Genomic DNA, 16,969 nt, shown 5'->3' on the forward strand with positions numbered 1-16,969 from the left:
AGAATTTGTGATGAATGAAATGGATATTACTCACCCACCTTCAGCTGAACAGTTCCATCGAACTGTGTACGCTATTTGGGATTTTCAGCAGGCATTATCGGCTTTAATATTTCTCCTAGAAGAATGCGACCTAAGTTCAAAATATACTAAAGCTCAAATTCGCCGCTTTAAGTGCTACGAATCTCAAGCAATTATTTCATTTTGCAGGCCGTTCGCTCAATCCAAAAACGGCAGTCAGCTAAGCCTAAAAAGAATACAAGTCACGCTAGGCGCTGACGAAAGCAGATTAAAAAAAGATGTTCTACATTTGAGAAATAAAATAATAGCCCACTCAGACAGCGAAGAAATGCATTACAAGGGCGTTTTGATAGGCATCGAAGACCCACTAGAACTAAAAGCACCACTGCTAATTTTTGACGAGGGGTTACACCTAAGTCTTAACCAAATTCAAAATCTAGAATTGCTTTTACGCAAGTTAATTTCCGCCATTACTGAGTACACCTTTATTCTTTGCAAATCATATCCAGAGCTTTTTGAAACATACAAAATCCCAGCGTCACGCAGTAATTAATAACCGTGAGTTTGTTGCCCAACAAGGCGCTCAAATCGCTCACTTCGTTCGCTGGGGCGGGCTAAAGCCCGCCCTGAGCTTAATCGTTGCATATCAATGGATATAAAGAATGGTCTCTAATAGATTCTGTGTTTTTTGTGGAAATCCACCAGAAAAAAAGAATCGAGAGCACATACTTCCTCAGTGGCTGCTTGAGCTAACTGGAGATCCAAAACGAGTTGTAAATTTTGGCACTAATTTTAAAGACGGACGAACTATTAGATTTGATTGGTTAAATTTCTGTGTTCCAGCGTGTGAGAGTTGCAACACGGAATACTCAAGCCTTGAAGGGAGAGCTAAATCTTATGTGCTGACGTTACTTGATAGAGGTGCACTCACAAGTATTGAATATATTGATTTTATGGATTGGATGGATAAGGTTCGCATAGGGCTTTGGATCGCATATCATTTCATCCAAGGTAACCCCACTAATATCGAACCCAGTTTCCATATAAAAACGAGAGTTAGCCAAAAAGATCGAATGATTGCTATCTACCCAATGGCTGGTGACGGGGTAGGCTTAAATGCCCTAGGAGCAGAATCATTAATATTTCATAGCCAACCCTCTTGTATGGGCTTAAGGATAAACAATATCCTGATCGTAAATATGTCCAGTGATTTTTTGTTTTCCTCTCGTTGTGGTTTCCCTTTCCCTAAAAGCTGTTTTACTATGCTTGATGGAGAAAGTCCTTACATGATGCATGCAAGTGATTTTTCAATCACAAGGAAAATAAAGCACCCACTTATAAGAAAACAAATAATTAAACCTTCCATACACCTTTACCAACCGATTATGGCCAGGTCCGAAGATAAGAGGTTTCAGTCAGGCTTCGTAGGCGATTACAATAGCTTTGATTCATATTTGGCGAAACATACGCTTCCGCCATACCCCTCGGGAAAAGGCATATTGTATTTTCAACATTTGGATAGAGTTGAACCAATTTATGATATAAAGCAGCCGATAGAGTTTGAAAATTGTACAGGTATGCACTCAAATCCAATGTATAAGCTAGCACGGCAGGTATATGAATTTCAAAATTTAATCTACAAGCAAGGTAATTTTGTCGCAGAAAATAGAGAGCTAGAACTGAATCATGCAAAAAGAACAAAGTTACTCTTAAAGTGGAACAACAACATTATTGCACATTACTCTGCCATGAAAAATGTGTAACAAAGTCATCAATTCGACCGCCTTACGCTGCGCTTCAGGCGGCAAATTATGGCGGCGTTATGCAAAGTAGCTCGTTGTAGGAATTTGGTATGGATGAAGCTATAAAAAGTAATGCAAAAGAAATCCTTAGGCTTGGAATTGCTAAAATAGTTAAAAACTATACTAAGAATGCACTGCTTATTAATGCATGCGATGTGTCCGCAAGTAGATACGAGACCTTAAGGTCTACAGACGGATTATCTACTACACAAAATATACCTGTGCAGCTAAGGCTTGATCACGAGATTGACTACCAATATACAAACGACGAATTGGTAAACGAAAAAAGGGACAGATTTATTTAATCGCTACAAACATAGTCAAACAAATAAGTCTGTCCCCTTTTTCTATGTCCCCTTTTTCTAATGATTGCCTCTGCGCGTGCCCGCTGGATCGTCAACGGTGTGATCGGCAAGACGGCCAATATCACCTAACGTAGCCGTACTAGGGCACCTCACAGCTACATGGTCACGGCGATCTGCCTGTCTTCCGGGGCACGATGGGGCGAAGTCCTGACGTAGACGTCTGAAAGGATCGGCTCGGGGTTCGCCAACACCAAGTTGAAGCGGGTGAGGGCGGTTCCGGTGTCTGCGTGCTTGGTGGAGTCGATCCAAAAGCACTGGCGCGAGGATGGGCCGTTGAGTAACTGCATTGGCGTGTTCCGCAAGGTGCTGCTCGACACCACGATCAATCCGCCAGGGGGGCAATCCAGCCACAGCCTGCGCCACACCTTCGCAGCTCGCTTCCTCATGGCCGGTGGCCACATCGTGACCCTGAAAGAAATCCTGGGTCATGCCTCGCTGAGCATGGCACTGCGCGCCCGAGCATTTGCATGACGCGATCCGGCTTGGCCCGTTAGCTAGCTTCAGCATTTCGTCCTGACAGCCGGACTCCAGGGCCGTTTTCGCCTGGACTATATATATAGAGGGTTGAGTGCGTGCGTACGGGCACCACAGAAAGTGGAGGACGCAGTCATGGCTAAGTCAGGAGGCGGTGCAAAAGCTGGGGGTGGCGGTGCTAAGGGCAATCGTTCAGGTGGGCGAGGCCCATCTAGTCACCCTGGGCCGGGTGGGAATTGCGGGGAAGGTATCAGGTGGTCATCGGGGTAATGCAGCCCCGTCGAAGTCGGGGGGATAGACGTTTGGCTAACCCGGTTCGACAGTAGCAAATCGCAGAAACGAAAAAGCCCCATCGAGACAGGGCTTCAACTTGAGCAATCTGGAGCGGGCGAAGGGATCAGAACTTAACTGTGGTTACTGGTCTGAAGGCGTTTTTAAAGTTCAGGCATACACACAGGCATACAAGGCGCTTCCTGCTGGGCCTAAAATGATCACTTTATTTTGCCGCCGCCCCCTGTAAGCATAAAGGTGGTCCGACTTGGATGTGAGATTGCATTCGACCTGGCCAGCCATTTGGAAGGGACTTGACCGGCGGATATAGTGGTAAGGACGAGGCTCTGCCTCCAGTTCAAGATCAGCTGCCCAGAAACATACCGCAGCGCAAGCGCGCAAAGATGCTGAGAAGTTATGGAGTCAAGCATGAGCTATGAAGGCAATCTCCTCCCAATTACTCGCCTCGCGGTTACTGCAGACTTTAGCCTCCAGGCCGACCCACACGAGGACGTCCAGGCAGATCTCGTTCGAACATACCGAATTGCGGCTATGGCCCTGCCTGATGGTGACTTTGACGACATTGAAGAGGTGCAGGTAGGCACCATCCATATCCAGCTTATGCGCTTCGATGTAGCGCTTAACCTAGGATATGACCCTGAGCAGGTTGCGGACGATGTGAGTCAGGACGCCCTCACTATTTACCAAGCACTACAGGAAGAGCTGGGCGAGATGAGCAATGGCATGAGCCACGACTGCCTCATGATTTCGCACTTCTCTTTCGATGAACCCTACTGCGGCAGCTCTATCGAGTTGAGTGCCCTACGCACTGCCTTGATTGGGCTGAGCTCGGGGATATCTCGTGCCTTCCTCCCCCTGGGCGTAGTTATCCCTGACATCTGCAGCGCAACTGCCAAAACGCTGAATGCCACCACTCTTTACTTCGATAAGATCGGCTTCAAACCACTGAAGCTAGGTAGTGACATCTTGTGGCTGGATATGGAGCTCGCCAGATTCTGGAATGAATAAATGTCCAGGCCTGCGTTGAGAAGTTCAGCCGGCATCAACAGATCACAGCGAAAGCACCATGCCCATCAACATAAGCGAGCAACACCTAGCCAGGGGCAGGTCTGCGCGAAGCTGGGCTTCAAGAGCCTGACGTCCCTATATGAACTCGCCCGACGCCATGATGACTTCCCTAAGCCGCAGAAGACCGGCGCCTCTCAACAGTCCGCTGTCCGCTACGTTCGCAGCGAGCTGCAACGTCAAGCCGGCACAGTGGCAGGCCATCAGCTGCAGAGAAATTTGCAGCTGATACGGCTCGCCCCTTAGTCGCTCATCAGCCGCTTCAGCCGGTCCTCGTAGGTGTCTTCATGCTGTTGGTCGTCCAAGTTGTAGGCCTGGCGCTCAAGCGTAATCATGGTCTTCAGCGTGTCAGACAGCTCCTTAAGCACCTTCGACCGACCGGGCAGGGCGATGACCTTGTGATACAGCTCACTCAGCTTGTCTTGGCCGTTGCCGTCTGGACTGGCTAGCAGCACGCCCAACTGCGCGAACAGCTCCCGGCTGCCTGTCATCCCCTCCAGCTCTTCCAGCAGCGCATTGGCTAGGCGCCTCGACCTTGATATGTCGGTGCGGTGACTCATTCTCACGCTGACGATGGCCAGCGCATTGCTCTCGACAATCTCCCGCTCGGTTTCCGCTCCTGCGGTGGAAACCTGAGTGGAAACCTCCTGTTTGGAAACCAGCGCATCGGCCCGTGCTTTGATCTTCGCTTTAAGGTCGCGGTCCCAGCCATCACGCTTGGCGCGCTTGTTTATGGCGGTGTGCGACGTGCTGCGCGCCGATGCAATTTCACGCACCGACAGCAGGCCGGCACGGTAGTCGCGCTCAATACTCTCCCAGTCAATGGGCGGCTTGCTGCTCATCCTTCGCCATCCTTAGCCGCCTTCACTGGCATCACTACAACTCGCGGCGCGTCGAGGCCGTAGCTCTGGCGCTCAAGGCTGATCAGCTCACGCAGAGCGATCGACAGGTCTTTGATGATGCTGGCACGCCGCGGCAGGCTCATCGCATGCTCTAGCCTCATGCGCAGGGCGGAGGTGGCGCTATCGTCTACCGCTGGCGATGGGGTAAGCGTGCCCATCTGTTCAAGCATGGCGCGCACCTGGTCCAGTGCCCGGCGGATATCGCGGCGGTGCCGCTTCACTGTCTCGCTGAGCGTGGTTAGGTGCTCTAGGTCGGCGCGGGTGCTCTCTTGCCCTGGGTTGTTCATACACGCCTCACGTCGTTGAACGGGGAGCGGCGCAGCTCTGGCCGTAGCGCCTCTGTCCACGACCAGCCACGGTATCGGCGGCGGCGCACGGTTTCCCACTTCAGGCCCACGGCTTCGGCCCACTCTCGCGCGGACTGGGTCACTTCGGTGGTAATGGTCACCTTCGTGCGCTGGGAGCAATACGGTTCTTCTTTCTTCATACGCATGGTGATTTCCCCTATTCCGACTTCAGCTGTACACGCCACTCGCGGTCGCCGGCCTTGGCCACCGTGTAGGCATTGGAGTCGAGCAGCCCGCGCCGTGCTTTATTCGCACCGGGCACGCTCTTGAAGGTCGTCGCCAAGGCCTGCTGTTCTTTCCTGGCCAACGTGATGGCCTGATTTGCAGCCGCGCGCGTCGAGCCCGTTTCGCGGGCCAGTTGGTCGGCATCGAGTGAGCTGTCAGCGCTTAGGCGTTCACGAATGGTCGGCAGAAGTGAGCGGACTGTCGGTCTGGGCGCGTGGTCGGCGGTGGATTGGGCAGACCCCACTCCGGCCCCGCGGCTAATGATGAGCGGTGGCGGCGCTGCCGATACGTCCCGTGCTGCGGCACGCTGAGCTGCTGCCAAGCCATCAGGACGGAGCAACGCGCCTGCAACAGCCTTGTCCGACTTCGACCTCAGGGTGTCGCGCAGCCCCTTACCGGTTCGGTTGATGATCTGCGAAAACAGGCTGCCGACTGGCGTACCGGCCAGGGCACTCAGCACCAGGTCGCCACCAATACCGCCGGAATCACCCATCTCGGCCATCCGGCGAGCCGTGGCACTGTTACCCAGGCTGCGACCTGCGGTAGTCGAGGCGCCTGTTTCAAAGTCCAGCATGTCATTCCAGCGTTGGCGCGCGGCATCGTCAGGAAGCATGGCCGCGACCTTGCCGCGCATCTCCTGGCTGCGCAGGTACTTGGTCATATCGGCCATCTTCGACGGGTCGTTGCCCATCTTGTTGACGATCGCCGACACCGCTCCGATGCGATAGCCCTCCAGCTCGGCCGGGCCCATGCGTTTCAGGCTTGCAGTCAATTCCTCGGCGCTGACGTTGCGACTAAGGACAGAACGACCACCCTCAACCGCTTCGATGAATTGACTCGGCCCTGCCCAGGCGGCACGGGCCTCTTTGTAAGTAGGGCTGGCGGCGTCCATCGTGTCGACCAGCTTGGAGCGAATTCCCTTGATCACACGGGCCTCGCCGTAGTCGCCAGAGCGCTCCAGGGTGCCAACCTTGGAGTCGAGAAACTTCTTCACAAAGTCGAGATCCCCGGTCGACGGCACACTGGTGACGGTGAAGCTGCCGTCGTCCTTCAAGTCGAGAAACTTGCCGTAGAGGTCGCGGCCTTCGTTGGCGGCCCGGCGCTCGGCACCGCGGTAGGCTTCCTGCATCACCGGACGCTTGAACAGGTCTTCAAGGTCATGCGTCCACGGCACTGGCTCGCGGTAGGCCTGCTCATACAGCGGGCGCGAAGCCTTGGCCCGCTGGTCCATTGCCTCTTCTACAGCCTTGAATGCTGTTCTTCGGCCACCGCCAGTAGCCTTGCCCAAGTCGTCGGCGGCGCCGCGGACGGTATCGCGCTCGGTGCGCGTCCATGACAGCGGCGAACCCGCCGAGGGCACCAAGTCGGTGGAGCTGGACGCTTTTGCTGCGGCAGGCTGGGCGGGACTTCCTGCCAGCTCCTGCAGGGTGTCGGTAATCCGCTGCGGCTGCGCCTGCTGGCGCTCAGTCAGCGCCGGTATCACCTGAGTACGGCCGGCCCCTGGTGTCTGGGCTACGCGCTCGAGCAATCCCTGCATGTTCTCGCCGCCAGCATCGGCAGGCATTGCTGCGCCAGGGTAGCGCTGCTGCAGGTCATCGGTCTGGCGACGGAACTGCTCCAGGGTCATGCCGTCACGTTCTGCCGCCCGCTCGATCTGCTGAACCGCTGAGCGATCGGGCGACGTGAGCAGGCCGGCAGCCGACCGCACCCCGCCCAGGATCGCCGGCGCCGCAGCGCCGACCGCGGCACCGAGAGCGGCACCCTCGACAGCGCCCGGAGCACGCTCCAGCAGGTCGCCCTCGGCCGAGCCGAGCCCATACAGGCCGCCATAGCCTGCACCAACTGCAGAGCCTTCTACGGCCGCCTGCCGCAGGGTCGGCGCGGCCTCGGAGGCAGCGCGCGATAACGGGCCGGCAAGCGACTTGCTCGCCGATGGCAACAGGGAGCTGCCCGCCGTCAGTGCCGCCGGCAGCATACCGCCAGCAATACCACCCGCGGCGCTTGCAGCGGGGTGTTGCTCGCGGGCCTGGCGATCCAGGGCGCGCTCGCCCTCAACATTCAGGTCGTAGCGCTCGCGCCAGGTGTCGGCATCGTTGCCACTGCCGGTAATCGGGTTGATCGTCGCCGAGAGGGCGCTGCTGATCTCGTCGGCAAAACCGAAGGTCAAACCATCGTTGATGCCGCGCAGCATTGAGCGGCCCGCGCCAATGGACTGTGGCGCCTGTGCTGACTCCTCGACAGCAGGGGCGCTCTGCCAGGCAGGTGCTTTTACTTGGTTCTCCTGTCCCACAATGGGAGCGTCTTTCCAGCTGGCCATTATGGTTTTCTCCGGGTGACACCATTCGGATCGGTGAACACTGCTCCTGGTGGCAGAGCGGCATACTCATCGTCGGTTTTGATTTGTGTGGGCGCGGCAGTCGTTGGAGCCTGGCCGCCCTGAGAGGCTGCTGGTATGCCTCGCAGTGCGCGCTCCTGAGCCTGTGCCAAGCTGTTGCGCACTCGCTTCAGCTCACCCTTGAAGGCCTCGGGGCTCATGCGCGTGGATAGCGCGCCAACGGCTTCTGACAGCTTCTTGCCCTCGGCATCGGAAAGCGCGCCGGCACCCTTGAGCGCCTGCACCTGGGGTAAGAAGGTTTGCGCCTTGAGTGTGTCGAGCTGCGCCTCGAAGTTGGCGGCGTTGCCACCCGGCAGACTGGGGGCGATAGACGAAATACCAACGGCCCGATCAAGCCCCGGATGTTCGATCAGCCGATCTGCCGAGCCGATGGCAAGCTCGAAGGTCGCGGCCACGCCCTCGGCCGCCTTTGCCCGGTCCTGCTGGGTTTGCTCGGCCTTCTGCTGCCCTTGTTCCAGCTTCTGGCGCAATACCTGCTGCTCGAGTTGCTTGGTTTCCATGTCGAGCCGGTACGTCCCGCTCTTCGCCTGGTTGGCGAGGTAGCTGGCCGGGTCGGCCGTGAGTAGGAAATTACGCTCAGCCTGCGCGCGCTCATCGCCCTGCAGCGTCGGATCGGCGAGCTTGGTGCGAAGGGTGTTCGTGCGCACGTCGCTGTCCAGCGCCAGTTGGCCGGCCCGGAGCTCCTGCTGGGTTTTCTGGCGATTGATCTGGTCGTTCGCCAGGTTGCGGTCCAGTTCGCGGCTATCTAGGCCCAGGCGTTGCTGATCAATGGCACTGCGGTTGCGCAGCGCATCAGCCTGGGCGGTTCTTTCGTCCATGCGACCGTTCTGGAGCTCTGCGATAGAGGGTGCGCGCGAGCTGTCACGAATCACCGTGAGGCGGCCGCCGCCTTCCGCTTCCCGCTGGCTGGCAATCATCTTGGCGCGCTCCTGGTTGGCGCGCTCAAAGCGACCCAGGGCCAGCTGGCTGTCGCCGTCCTCGCCCATGCTCAGGCCGCCACCGATACCATTGCCGATGTTGTTGATCGAGCCGCGCCGCTCCAGCGCCAAGTCGTCGGCCATATTGGAGACGCCGGGCACCCGGAGTGGCTTACCGCCAATCCCGCCTTCCGGCAGAGCGCGGGCGCCGGCTACGGCTGCCTGCTGATCGGTGAACTCCGGCACGCCGTTGGCGCCTGTACGGCCCACCACGCCGCCGATGCCCGTCCGGGTGTAGCCATTGCCTGCAGTGCCAGCCGACTGAAGGCTGGGCGGCCTCACGGGGACTGGCTGATCAATGGAAAGGGGTGCAACTGCCGACTGAGTGCGCGCCAGATTGTCGGGAGCCCGCGAAGACGGCCCGGCGCCAAGATCCTGGGCGCCAGGACGACCGTCGACACCGGTAGTGGGCATATCAAGGCTGATACGGCGCTGTGCTGCCGGCGTATTGGTGATATTGAAGCTTGTCTGTTTCTTCTTTCGCTGACTGGCCAGCTCTAAATCGCCAGGTGGGATAGTCATAATTTCAACCCTCGGGTGTTTGCTTGAGGGGGACGCTATGTCACTGGCTCAGGCGCGCAAGGCCCAATTAATCGGCAAATGAAGGCGCTGTGTGTACCTACGGTGTCTCGGCATTCAGTACCAGTTAGGCATGACAGCGAAGCACTGTATTGCCTCCCCTGTGCTAGCCTCCAGTCTCCAACGCAGACGGATCTGGCAATGCGCACCTACTATTGCAATTCTCCCACTAGCGACCTTCTTTCCAAGAAGCTGCCTGGTTTATTCCTCCTTGCCGTACTTGCAGCGACTGCAACAACCGCTCAAGCCCAAGTCTTCAAATGCGCCAGCACTGACGGCAGTGTTAGTTTTTCCTACGTGCCATGCCCGCCCAGCCAAGGAGAGTCGCAGTATCTTGGCGAAGCGCAGCGCACTACTAGCCCTGAAAGCAGTCTGGACGTTGTGGACCGCAATCTACGAGCTGCAGAGATCATGCGCGAACAGAGGGACGATGCAGGCGCTGGTACTGGCGGGACGCGTGTGACCATCATCAAGGACAGCAGCAGGTCGCCGACGATCGGGGAAATCTTAAGAGAACGGATGGAAAGAAGGCAGTCCGGAGGGGGTAGTGCGACTGAAGAAAAAACCAATCGCCGAGTGAACACCAATTGCCATTCTGTCGGAAAAATAACTAACTGTTATGGAAGCGACGGCAGCCATTCGACCACCACGAATTTTGGCAATACTTCCAGTACCACCACTCGTCGGCCCTAGCGCTGCAATTTTATTGCTGCGCACGCCAGCAGAATGTCCCACCTAGCGCCTGGTCGCCATCCTTGGCGGTGATCATCACACCACGCGCAGTTGCGGCGGCAGCTTCGGGCCAAACACGCCACCAGGTGCGAACGGATCGGGTAGCAGGTGCTCCGGGCAAGTGCGGATGAACTCCATCATGGCGGCGTTGCACGCCTCGAACAGTGGGCCGCCCGTGCCCCCTTCGTCGCCGTAGTCGGTCGCGCTGTCTTCCTTGCGGGCGATGTACGCCAGCCCTTGCAGCGTCTCGCCACCGTCGCGCCTGGCCTGCTCACGGTGCGCCGGGTTGATGCTCAGCAGGTCGGCCAGTTGGTCGAAGCCCAGCGCCGCTGCTATGCCGTCACGGTCGTGGATGATCGTCTGACCATAGACAACCAGCACGTTGCTTAGGGTGGCCAGCTCTGCGGCGCGGTGGTCGCTGGCTTGCTGCTCCAGGTCGGTCACGGCCAGGGCAGTGAATGGCATGAACTGGCGCAGCTTGCCAGCCTGTCGGCGCATGGCGCGGCGCTCTGCGTGAATGGCGCTCTTAGCCTGGCTGACGCCGCGCAGTAAGCGGCGGGCGATGGTCAGGGCGTCGCGCTTGGTGGTACACGGCTTCTCGGCAATGTCCGCCAGAGTCATTACAAGGTTGTGAGTCATTGGGCGTGCTCCATTGGCGTCTGTTCGTAGTGCTGGCGCAGATCGGCACCAGAGGCGCAGTAGCGGTTAGTTGGGGCGTGGCAGGCGCGGCAGTTCATCAAGTGGTTGATGTACTGGTCGCGGATCTGACGCCAGTTGAGTGAGGCGGTGGCGGCAGTGCAGATGAAGTGCCGCGGCTCTTCACGCGGGCCAGGCTCCGCGTGCCTGGCAATTGGCTCGGAGCAAGCGGGCGCTCGCCGGGTCGCGTAATCGGCGGCGGGTGGCTCAATTGAAGGCGCTGGAGGATCAGGGCGCGGCATCACACCCACCCGTTCAATCAGCCCGGCCAGCAGGCTCATGGCACCACCCAACCTGAATGGCACTTAATCCAATGTTCCTGTGATTTCAAAAACACCGGCAACACTGGCAACAGCGGCAACAGCCCCGAACGGCGCGGCCTCCAGCTTTGCAAAGTGTTGCCAGTGCCAATATGACCGGCAACAGTTAGAAGAGAGTAGAGGGGTAGCGGCGCTCTCTTATGTTGAATATCAGGTGTGTGTTGCCAGTTGTTGCCACTCTTTTTATAGGGTGGCAACGCCTGAAAGCCCCGGCAGGCCTGGCCGTTGCCGGTGTTGCCACTGTTGCCAGTGATTTTAGGTTCCTGTGAACTTGGGCAACCCTGTTGGGCGGTAGTCATAGGCCGCCACCTTCTCGGTCCATGACCTCTGGATCAATGACATAGAGGCGCGACTGGCCGCCGCCGGGTAGTCGGAAGTTCTTTGTTTTACGTTCGCTGTCTCGGCGAGCAAGGACGTGTGCCCCTTCCAGCGCCTTGATGACGCGGCTCAGGCCGTAGCCACTGGCAGCCTCCACCAGCGCCGACTTGTTGAACAGGTACAGCCGCTTGGTGCCGATCAGCTCCCAATAGCCGGCGCGGTTGAACACCTTGGCGTCTGGCGTGTGGTCGTTCACGTCGGAGAAGCGGCTGCTGCCATGGCGGTCGATGAAGTCGAGAATGCCGGCAAGGATCTGCCGGTCTTCCGCGTTACCGCTACCCACGCGGCTCAGCCATTCGCCATAGAGCAGGCGGCAATCCGCGAGAGCATTGCCCTCGGACCAGGGCAGCAGCCCGTAGGCGATAGCCATCTCACCAGCCAGGGCGATGACGGCGAAGCGATCCGCCACACGCCCGGCCTGGGCGTTGTCCGCGATGAAGCTAGCGCGCACCTCGGCAAAATCTTTTAGCAGTCCGGCGCGGTCGTCGCTGGCGAGCAGGTGCTCGACGAATGCCGGCCCCAGGTGGCCATGATGCGCGTCGACAGCCACGGTCAGCAGTCGGTGGAAATCCGCCCCGGCCAGGCCGTGCAATTCATCGAAGGCGCGGTGGGTGCGGGTGCCGGCGTTCACATCGACCATGCGCAACTCTGCGCCGGCATGGGCAGCATTGCCGCCGATGGCCGCGTGCTCGGAAAGCGAGCGCTCACCGCTGGACAGGGTCAGCAGGCGCCACGACAACTTGGCTCGACCTTCACGCTCGCGGGTCATGGTGCCTTTGCCCTGACCGTTCGCTAGGGAGTAGGCCATCTCCTGCACGCGCTTGGGGTCGGCGCGCTTGATCTCGTCCAGCGGCAGCAGGGTGTCATTGCGTCCCGATGCCTCGATCTCCAGCCCGCCCTTGGTCATATCCCAGGACGCGGCAAAGATCCCGGGGTCACCCCATACCGACGAGCCGATCAGCTGCGCCAGCGACTTGCCGCTGGAGCTGTCGCCGACCAAGTGAACCCCGCCACCCAGTACGCCCACCAGGCTCAACAGCGGACCAGCCAGGGCGCAGCCGATGGCCAGGGTCAGTACGGGGTTGCCCTCGCACTTGGCCGCCACCTCGACCCGCCAGCCGGCCAGGTCGCCACGCACACGAAACAGATTCAGCGCCCGACTGCCGGCCTGATAGCGAACCTTGTCGCTACCCAACGTGCGGCCTGGCAGTACGAATGCTCCTGACTCATGCCAGCCAGGTCGGCCCGTGGTGGCGAGCACCTGGGCGGGACGCTGCTCGAGCAGGTACTCCATGAAGGCGCCACGCTTTTTCATGGCGATAATCACGCCCATGCCGAACAGGCTGCGCCGGGCGTCCTCACCGCTGCCGCCGAACACCTCCATGGGAATGATCCACTCCTTCATGCCCCCCTCAGTCAGCAGTCGCAGCAGCCGGCCCTCGCTGCCGTCGTCGCTGTTGGTGGTGCGCGCAGTGACCGTCACAGGGCTGGCCACCCATTCATCGGTTATTGGTCGATCACCACTGTTCTCGTCGGCAGTGTCGGTGTCCGTGCCGCGCTTGTAGCTGTGCCAGTACACGCCGGGACGCAGCTTGCGGCCTTTCTCATTGACCACCCAATGTTCGTAGACGCCCCAGCAAGGGCGGACAGGCTCGACCATGGGGGCTTCGGGGCGCAGGTTGATGATGTTGTGCTCAGGCGATGCCATGGGTGTTGCTCCAGGCGACTAAATCGTTGAAGTCGGTGAGGCTATCGGGCGCAACCTCGGGCCACTCGGGAAAGACCACCTGGCCACCCACCGCGACCGCGGCAGCATTGGCGGCGGCGCGCCCGGGATTGCCTGGGGTCAGTCGATCGTCGTCGCCAGCGATGATGATCTCGAGATCCGGGTTCTTGGCTCTCAGCCCCAGCGCCACTGGCAGCAAGTTGCCGGCATTCAGCGCGGAGACCACGGCGGCGCCGGTTTCGGCATGAAGTGTGGCGCCGGTCGCCCAGCCTTCGCAGATGTACAGCGGCTGGCCTGGCTGAATGATCCCGAGCGACGAATAGCAGCCCTTGACCATGCCGCCGAACAGAAAGCGCTTGGTGCCGTCCGGGTGGATGCGTTGCAGGTTCACCAGTTGCCCGCCATAGGTCAGCGGCACCAGCAGCAAGTCACCACGCTGGCGCAGGGCATAGGCGCGGATTGCCTTTGCGATCAGGTAGGGGTGATCGGGACCGGCGCGGCGGGCGTCACGCCATAGCCGCTTGGCATATTCGGCGGCGGCTTGCTGGCGCTGGTGCTGCTCGGCCTCACGCTGGCGCCGGGCCTGCTCGATGCGCTGGCGTATCAGGTCTGCTTCACGGTGATCGGCGGGCTTGCGGCTGCTCCAGGTGTGCGAAGTGCCGGCCTTCCAGCTACCGAAACAGCCGGACGCGATGCCGTCAGCGAACAGCAGATACCAGCCGTTGAGGGTGCCGGATTTGTCGCCAGGCACGCGGAAGCGGTGGATGCTGCCGTCTGGTTCTGGGAGCCAATCCAGCGGCCCGAACACTGTCTGCAAGGCGTCGCGGTATTGGATCACGCAATCCATAGCAGCACCTCCAGGGCAATCAACAGCACCAGGTCAGCGCCACTCAGCGCGAGGGTGAGCAGGTAGCGGCTGGCCAAATTTGGGCAAGCCGATCCCATCGGCGCATGGGCACCGTTTTGATTTTTCATGGGTTAACCCCTCGGTTCGGCTGGCGTAACGATGGTGATCGGCGTGCGCTCGACGTCTGCCAATATCTCTCCGAACATGTCGAAGATATCGTGCAGCACCTTGGCGCGGCTGGCGTCCGGCCCAGCCTCGATGACCCGCCACACGGCGCGGGACATTGCCGCGAGTACGCGCAGGCCGTCTTTGTCGACTGCGAAGTGCTTGTTCATTGGCTGCCCCCTCGGCGGCGACGGTCGGCGATGGCATTGCGACTGTCAGACAGCTTTGCGGACAGAGTGCCCAGCGATTGCAGCAGCCAGCCAATATCGGTGGCAGTGTCCTTACACAGACCGGTTTCGTCGTTCGATGCCGCGCAGGCCAGCAGATTGCCGATAGCAGCTATCCCGAAGCCTATGGACGCCCCTTGCGTCTCGATGGCTTCACTTGCGGCTGCCATGTCTTCGGCACTCATGGCCTCGATCTCGGTGAAGTTCGGCAGCAGGGCATTCCAGTTGGCGGCGCTCATACGGCACCCCCTACTTCCAGGGCGCGAGCACGGGCCATTGCGGCGTTGTACCGGGTCAGGCGGACAGAGAGTGAGCTGTCAGCGTACAGGGCAGCGAAGGCGCGGGCTTTCCAGGCTGCAGCGTGGGCTTTAGATGGATCGAGGGTAAGGGTATGACGCTTAGTCATGTTGGTAGTCCTTGGATAGCGGATGAAAACTCCACTCCCATGACGCCAATCATGGTGAGCGGAACCGTGCAGGTTGGCGTGGCAGTCCAAGGGCTGCTGAGCACGAATGCTCCCCACACGGACCGCCCATAAAGGACTTGCCGTGTTGCGGACACAAAAAAACCGCGCAAGAGGCGGTGTGTCCGCCTTGGAGTTCAGGACGCCAATCCAGGTCGCTGAATTTGCAGCGACGTGGCCACCATAGCGCCGATGGGGGCGGTTGGCAACGGCTGGAGATGACTTGGCGACAATCATGCGGCCTTACCTCCCAGCTGCTTGGTCTGCAAGCCCCGCACATACCCCAGCAGGTTAGCCTTGCGCTCAGCGAAGCTCAGGCCAATGCCGATCAGCACCGTGTCGCGCAGCTCGGCCAGGGTTACCAGCTCCAGCTCGCCGCAGCTCAACTGATCGCGGTTACGACCTGTAAAGGTGCCGACCACCACCTCGTTGATTAATCGCGCCTCGTTGATGAAGTGATGACGCTGAGGCGTTCTGCCCTGCGTTTCACAGTTGATCGCCAGTGCGTCACATAGAGCCCGGTAGCCGATTGCCGCTTCACGCCGTGCGCTGGCCCAGGGTTTCCCCTCGCCGCGCAGCAGGCTATCAATCTGCAGGTCACACCAGACTGCAAACCTAGTGTCGAGCCACTGAGCGAAACGAACGGCCAGCTTGGGGTGGAGCCACGTCCCAGGAGCTTTACCGCCTCTGCTGGTGCGCGTGAGACCAAAGTGGTTCTGGCTCACTTTGCCCTCAAGTCCCAGCGCCGAGGCCATTGCCTCTAGGTAGTCGTGGGTATCGCCTAAGCGGAGCCAGTCAACCGGGCGCTTGCCAAATCGCGCCGCCGCCTCAGTCGCATTGATCCAGCCGTCGGCATTGAAGGCCACGACTTGCCCCTGGTAATCGAATGGAATAATTCGTGCGCTCATGCTGCAGCCCTCCCGGTAGGCTCGGTGCCCAGGTAGTACAGCGCTATGCCGCTATGCTTGCGGCCCTGGTCGTCCGTCAGGGTGACGCGGTGGGTGCCGATGCTGTGGCCAACATCGCGCAGCTCTTGAACTCTTGCTGCTGGGTGGAAAATATTCAGCTCGCTGCGCGCAGTGATCGTATCGATCGGTCCAGCCTGCAGGCGTGCGAGCAGCCTGGCCCGCTGTGCGCTGCTGCTGGTATCGAGCACGGGCGGGGTGCTGGCGCTGACGTTGAGATCCGTTCGCTGAGTCATGCGCACGCTCCTGGCAGTTCCGCCTCGGCGTCCAAGTGCTTGCTGAGTTTGTCGGCAACGAACTCGCTCAAGGGCGATGCCAGCCAATCCTTTCCACCAACCTCCTGCCACCGCGCAAAACCAGTCGCCAAGCGTGGGTGAAGCCAGAGGCCCGGTCGAAAGTCTTTCTGACCGCCGCCGGTCGTTGCCGTGCGGATAATCCGACCAGGGTCACCGCATTCATTGCGGATAACGCCAGCTGCCGCCAGGGCTCGATGGAAGTCGGGCTCATGCCGGCGGGCCTTCTGGAGATCCTGCCATTGAGCGTGGAGTGGGCGGCCGATTTGCTCAGAAATTTCAGCCAATTGCGGGAGCACTTCGCCAAGTGCCAGATACTCTCGGGCGCTCTTACCGAAGTGTTTTGCCAGAAGACTGGCGCTGACGAAGCCGTCAGGGCTGATCGCAACGATGTGCTTGCCGCAGTAGTGGATAGCAGGATGGTTGCTCATGCTGCCACCGCCTGATCGCGCTTGGCGATCTGGGAGGCAAGCCAGGCTTCGACTTCGGTCACGACGTAATAGGCGGCAGCTTGGCGAGTGCTGCTGAATTTGATTGGTTTAGGAAAGGTTGGGTCTTTCTTCTTGAGCTTATCCAGGCCCGAGCGAGTTTGGCCGATCCAGTCGCACAGGGCCGGCTGGGGAATTAGAGCTTGGGCTTGGGTTGCGTTGTGGTTCATTCGAATGCCTCCGTATGGTTAACGTAGGCAATTGTCCCGACCGGGGCATCCTCCCCCGC

24 protein-coding genes are annotated in these 16,969 nt (G+C 59.2%); 6 read left to right on the plus strand and 18 right to left on the minus strand.

Annotation, left to right across the window (positions count from 1 at the left end):
* The first annotated feature begins 10 nt into the window (after positions 1–10).
* The 5 genes from PH586_RS03640 to PH586_RS03660 all read left to right on the plus strand — a co-directional run bounded on the left by PH586_RS03640 (position 11) and on the right by PH586_RS03660 (position 3,958).
* Entirely contained in the window at positions 11–571 is a 561-nt protein-coding gene (locus PH586_RS03640; protein ID WP_271346389.1) for a hypothetical protein, read from the plus strand.
* A 109-nt stretch (positions 572–680) separates the two neighbouring features.
* Positions 681–1,781: a hypothetical protein gene (locus PH586_RS03645; protein WP_271346390.1), complete on the plus strand. Its 1,101-nt coding sequence runs from the start codon at positions 681–683 to the stop codon at positions 1,779–1,781.
* An 89-nt stretch (positions 1,782–1,870) separates the two neighbouring features.
* On the plus strand, positions 1,871–2,125 hold the full coding sequence (locus tag PH586_RS03650; RefSeq protein WP_271346391.1) for a hypothetical protein: 255 nt from the start codon (positions 1,871–1,873) through the stop codon (positions 2,123–2,125).
* 333 nt (positions 2,126–2,458) lie between these two features.
* A complete protein-coding gene (locus tag PH586_RS03655) occupies positions 2,459–2,656 on the plus strand; it encodes a tyrosine-type recombinase/integrase (protein WP_271346392.1) in 198 nt (65 codons plus the stop codon).
* 702 nt (positions 2,657–3,358) lie between these two features.
* Positions 3,359–3,958, plus strand: coding sequence for a hypothetical protein (locus PH586_RS03660; RefSeq protein ID WP_271346393.1), 600 nt, complete (start codon positions 3,359–3,361; stop codon positions 3,956–3,958).
* 299 nt (positions 3,959–4,257) lie between these two features.
* Here PH586_RS03660 and PH586_RS03665 read toward each other — a convergent pair whose 3' ends face one another.
* From PH586_RS03665 to PH586_RS03685, 5 genes are read right to left on the minus strand one after another with little or no spacing between them, the layout of a single operon-like run.
* Positions 4,258–4,857 carry a hypothetical protein gene (locus PH586_RS03665; RefSeq protein ID WP_271346394.1) on the minus strand — a complete coding sequence of 200 codons (600 nt, stop codon included), beginning with the start codon at positions 4,855–4,857 and terminating at the stop codon, positions 4,258–4,260.
* Complete coding sequence (locus PH586_RS03670; protein WP_271346395.1) at positions 4,854–5,204, minus strand: hypothetical protein; 351 nt, start codon at positions 5,202–5,204, stop codon at positions 4,854–4,856. Before PH586_RS03670 ends, PH586_RS03665 begins: the two co-directional genes overlap by 4 nt.
* The gene (locus PH586_RS03675) at positions 5,201–5,410 is read right to left on the minus strand and encodes a hypothetical protein (protein ID WP_271346396.1); all 210 of its coding nucleotides are present in this window, start codon (positions 5,408–5,410) and stop codon (positions 5,201–5,203) included. The genes PH586_RS03670 and PH586_RS03675 overlap by 4 nt, the downstream gene beginning before the upstream one ends.
* 11 nt (positions 5,411–5,421) lie before the next feature.
* A complete protein-coding gene (locus tag PH586_RS03680; protein ID WP_271346397.1) occupies positions 5,422–7,806 on the minus strand; it encodes a hypothetical protein in 2,385 nt (794 codons plus the stop codon).
* Positions 7,806–8,933 (minus strand): hypothetical protein, encoded by a 1,128-nt coding sequence (locus PH586_RS03685; protein ID WP_271346398.1) that lies wholly within the window; start codon positions 8,931–8,933, stop codon positions 7,806–7,808. The genes PH586_RS03680 and PH586_RS03685 overlap by 1 nt, the downstream gene beginning before the upstream one ends.
* A 648-nt stretch (positions 8,934–9,581) precedes the next feature.
* Here PH586_RS03685 and PH586_RS03690 point away from each other — a divergent pair.
* Positions 9,582–10,133, plus strand: coding sequence for a DUF4124 domain-containing protein (locus tag PH586_RS03690; RefSeq protein ID WP_271346400.1), 552 nt, complete (start codon positions 9,582–9,584; stop codon positions 10,131–10,133).
* Positions 10,134–10,208: 75 nt separating this feature from the next.
* Here PH586_RS03690 and PH586_RS03695 read toward each other — a convergent pair whose 3' ends face one another.
* The 13 genes from PH586_RS03695 to PH586_RS03755 all read right to left on the minus strand — a co-directional run bounded on the left by PH586_RS03695 (position 10,209) and on the right by PH586_RS03755 (position 16,910).
* Positions 10,209–10,811 carry a hypothetical protein gene (locus tag PH586_RS03695; protein ID WP_271346401.1) on the minus strand — a complete coding sequence of 201 codons (603 nt, stop codon included), beginning with the start codon at positions 10,809–10,811 and terminating at the stop codon, positions 10,209–10,211.
* Positions 10,808–11,149 carry a hypothetical protein gene (locus PH586_RS03700; protein ID WP_271346402.1) on the minus strand — a complete coding sequence of 114 codons (342 nt, stop codon included), beginning with the start codon at positions 11,147–11,149 and terminating at the stop codon, positions 10,808–10,810. The genes PH586_RS03695 and PH586_RS03700 overlap by 4 nt, the downstream gene beginning before the upstream one ends.
* Positions 11,146–11,487, minus strand: a complete 342-nt coding sequence (locus PH586_RS03705) for a hypothetical protein (protein ID WP_271346403.1) — start codon at positions 11,485–11,487, stop codon at positions 11,146–11,148. The genes PH586_RS03700 and PH586_RS03705 overlap by 4 nt, the downstream gene beginning before the upstream one ends.
* Complete coding sequence (locus PH586_RS03710) at positions 11,484–13,274, minus strand: DUF927 domain-containing protein (RefSeq protein ID WP_271346404.1); 1,791 nt, start codon at positions 13,272–13,274, stop codon at positions 11,484–11,486. Before PH586_RS03710 ends, PH586_RS03705 begins: the two co-directional genes overlap by 4 nt.
* On the minus strand, positions 13,261–14,139 hold the full coding sequence (locus PH586_RS03715) for a toprim domain-containing protein (protein ID WP_271346405.1): 879 nt from the start codon (positions 14,137–14,139) through the stop codon (positions 13,261–13,263). The genes PH586_RS03710 and PH586_RS03715 overlap by 14 nt, the downstream gene beginning before the upstream one ends.
* The gene (locus PH586_RS03720) at positions 14,127–14,267 is read right to left on the minus strand and encodes a hypothetical protein (RefSeq protein ID WP_271346406.1); all 141 of its coding nucleotides are present in this window, start codon (positions 14,265–14,267) and stop codon (positions 14,127–14,129) included. The genes PH586_RS03715 and PH586_RS03720 overlap by 13 nt, the downstream gene beginning before the upstream one ends.
* A gap of 3 nt (positions 14,268–14,270) precedes the next feature.
* Positions 14,271–14,474, minus strand: a complete 204-nt coding sequence (locus tag PH586_RS03725; protein ID WP_271346407.1) for a hypothetical protein — start codon at positions 14,472–14,474, stop codon at positions 14,271–14,273.
* On the minus strand, positions 14,471–14,770 hold the full coding sequence (locus tag PH586_RS03730) for a hypothetical protein (protein ID WP_271346408.1): 300 nt from the start codon (positions 14,768–14,770) through the stop codon (positions 14,471–14,473). Before PH586_RS03730 ends, PH586_RS03725 begins: the two co-directional genes overlap by 4 nt.
* Entirely contained in the window at positions 14,767–14,937 is a 171-nt protein-coding gene (locus PH586_RS03735) for a hypothetical protein (protein ID WP_271346409.1), read from the minus strand. Before PH586_RS03735 ends, PH586_RS03730 begins: the two co-directional genes overlap by 4 nt.
* A gap of 290 nt (positions 14,938–15,227) precedes the next feature.
* A complete protein-coding gene (locus PH586_RS03740) occupies positions 15,228–15,902 on the minus strand; it encodes a KilA-N domain-containing protein (RefSeq protein WP_271346410.1) in 675 nt (224 codons plus the stop codon).
* Positions 15,899–16,195: a helix-turn-helix domain-containing protein gene (locus PH586_RS03745; RefSeq protein WP_271346411.1), complete on the minus strand. Its 297-nt coding sequence runs from the start codon at positions 16,193–16,195 to the stop codon at positions 15,899–15,901. The genes PH586_RS03740 and PH586_RS03745 overlap by 4 nt, the downstream gene beginning before the upstream one ends.
* Entirely contained in the window at positions 16,192–16,683 is a 492-nt protein-coding gene (locus PH586_RS03750) for a KilA-N domain-containing protein (RefSeq protein ID WP_271346412.1), read from the minus strand. Before PH586_RS03750 ends, PH586_RS03745 begins: the two co-directional genes overlap by 4 nt.
* Positions 16,680–16,910 carry a helix-turn-helix transcriptional regulator gene (locus tag PH586_RS03755; RefSeq protein WP_271346413.1) on the minus strand — a complete coding sequence of 77 codons (231 nt, stop codon included), beginning with the start codon at positions 16,908–16,910 and terminating at the stop codon, positions 16,680–16,682. Before PH586_RS03755 ends, PH586_RS03750 begins: the two co-directional genes overlap by 4 nt.
* Positions 16,911–16,969: the final 59 nt, after the last annotated feature.

The organism is Pseudomonas aestuarii, from assembly GCF_027988105.1.
Lineage (GTDB): Bacteria > Pseudomonadota > Gammaproteobacteria > Pseudomonadales > Pseudomonadaceae > Aquipseudomonas > Aquipseudomonas aestuarii.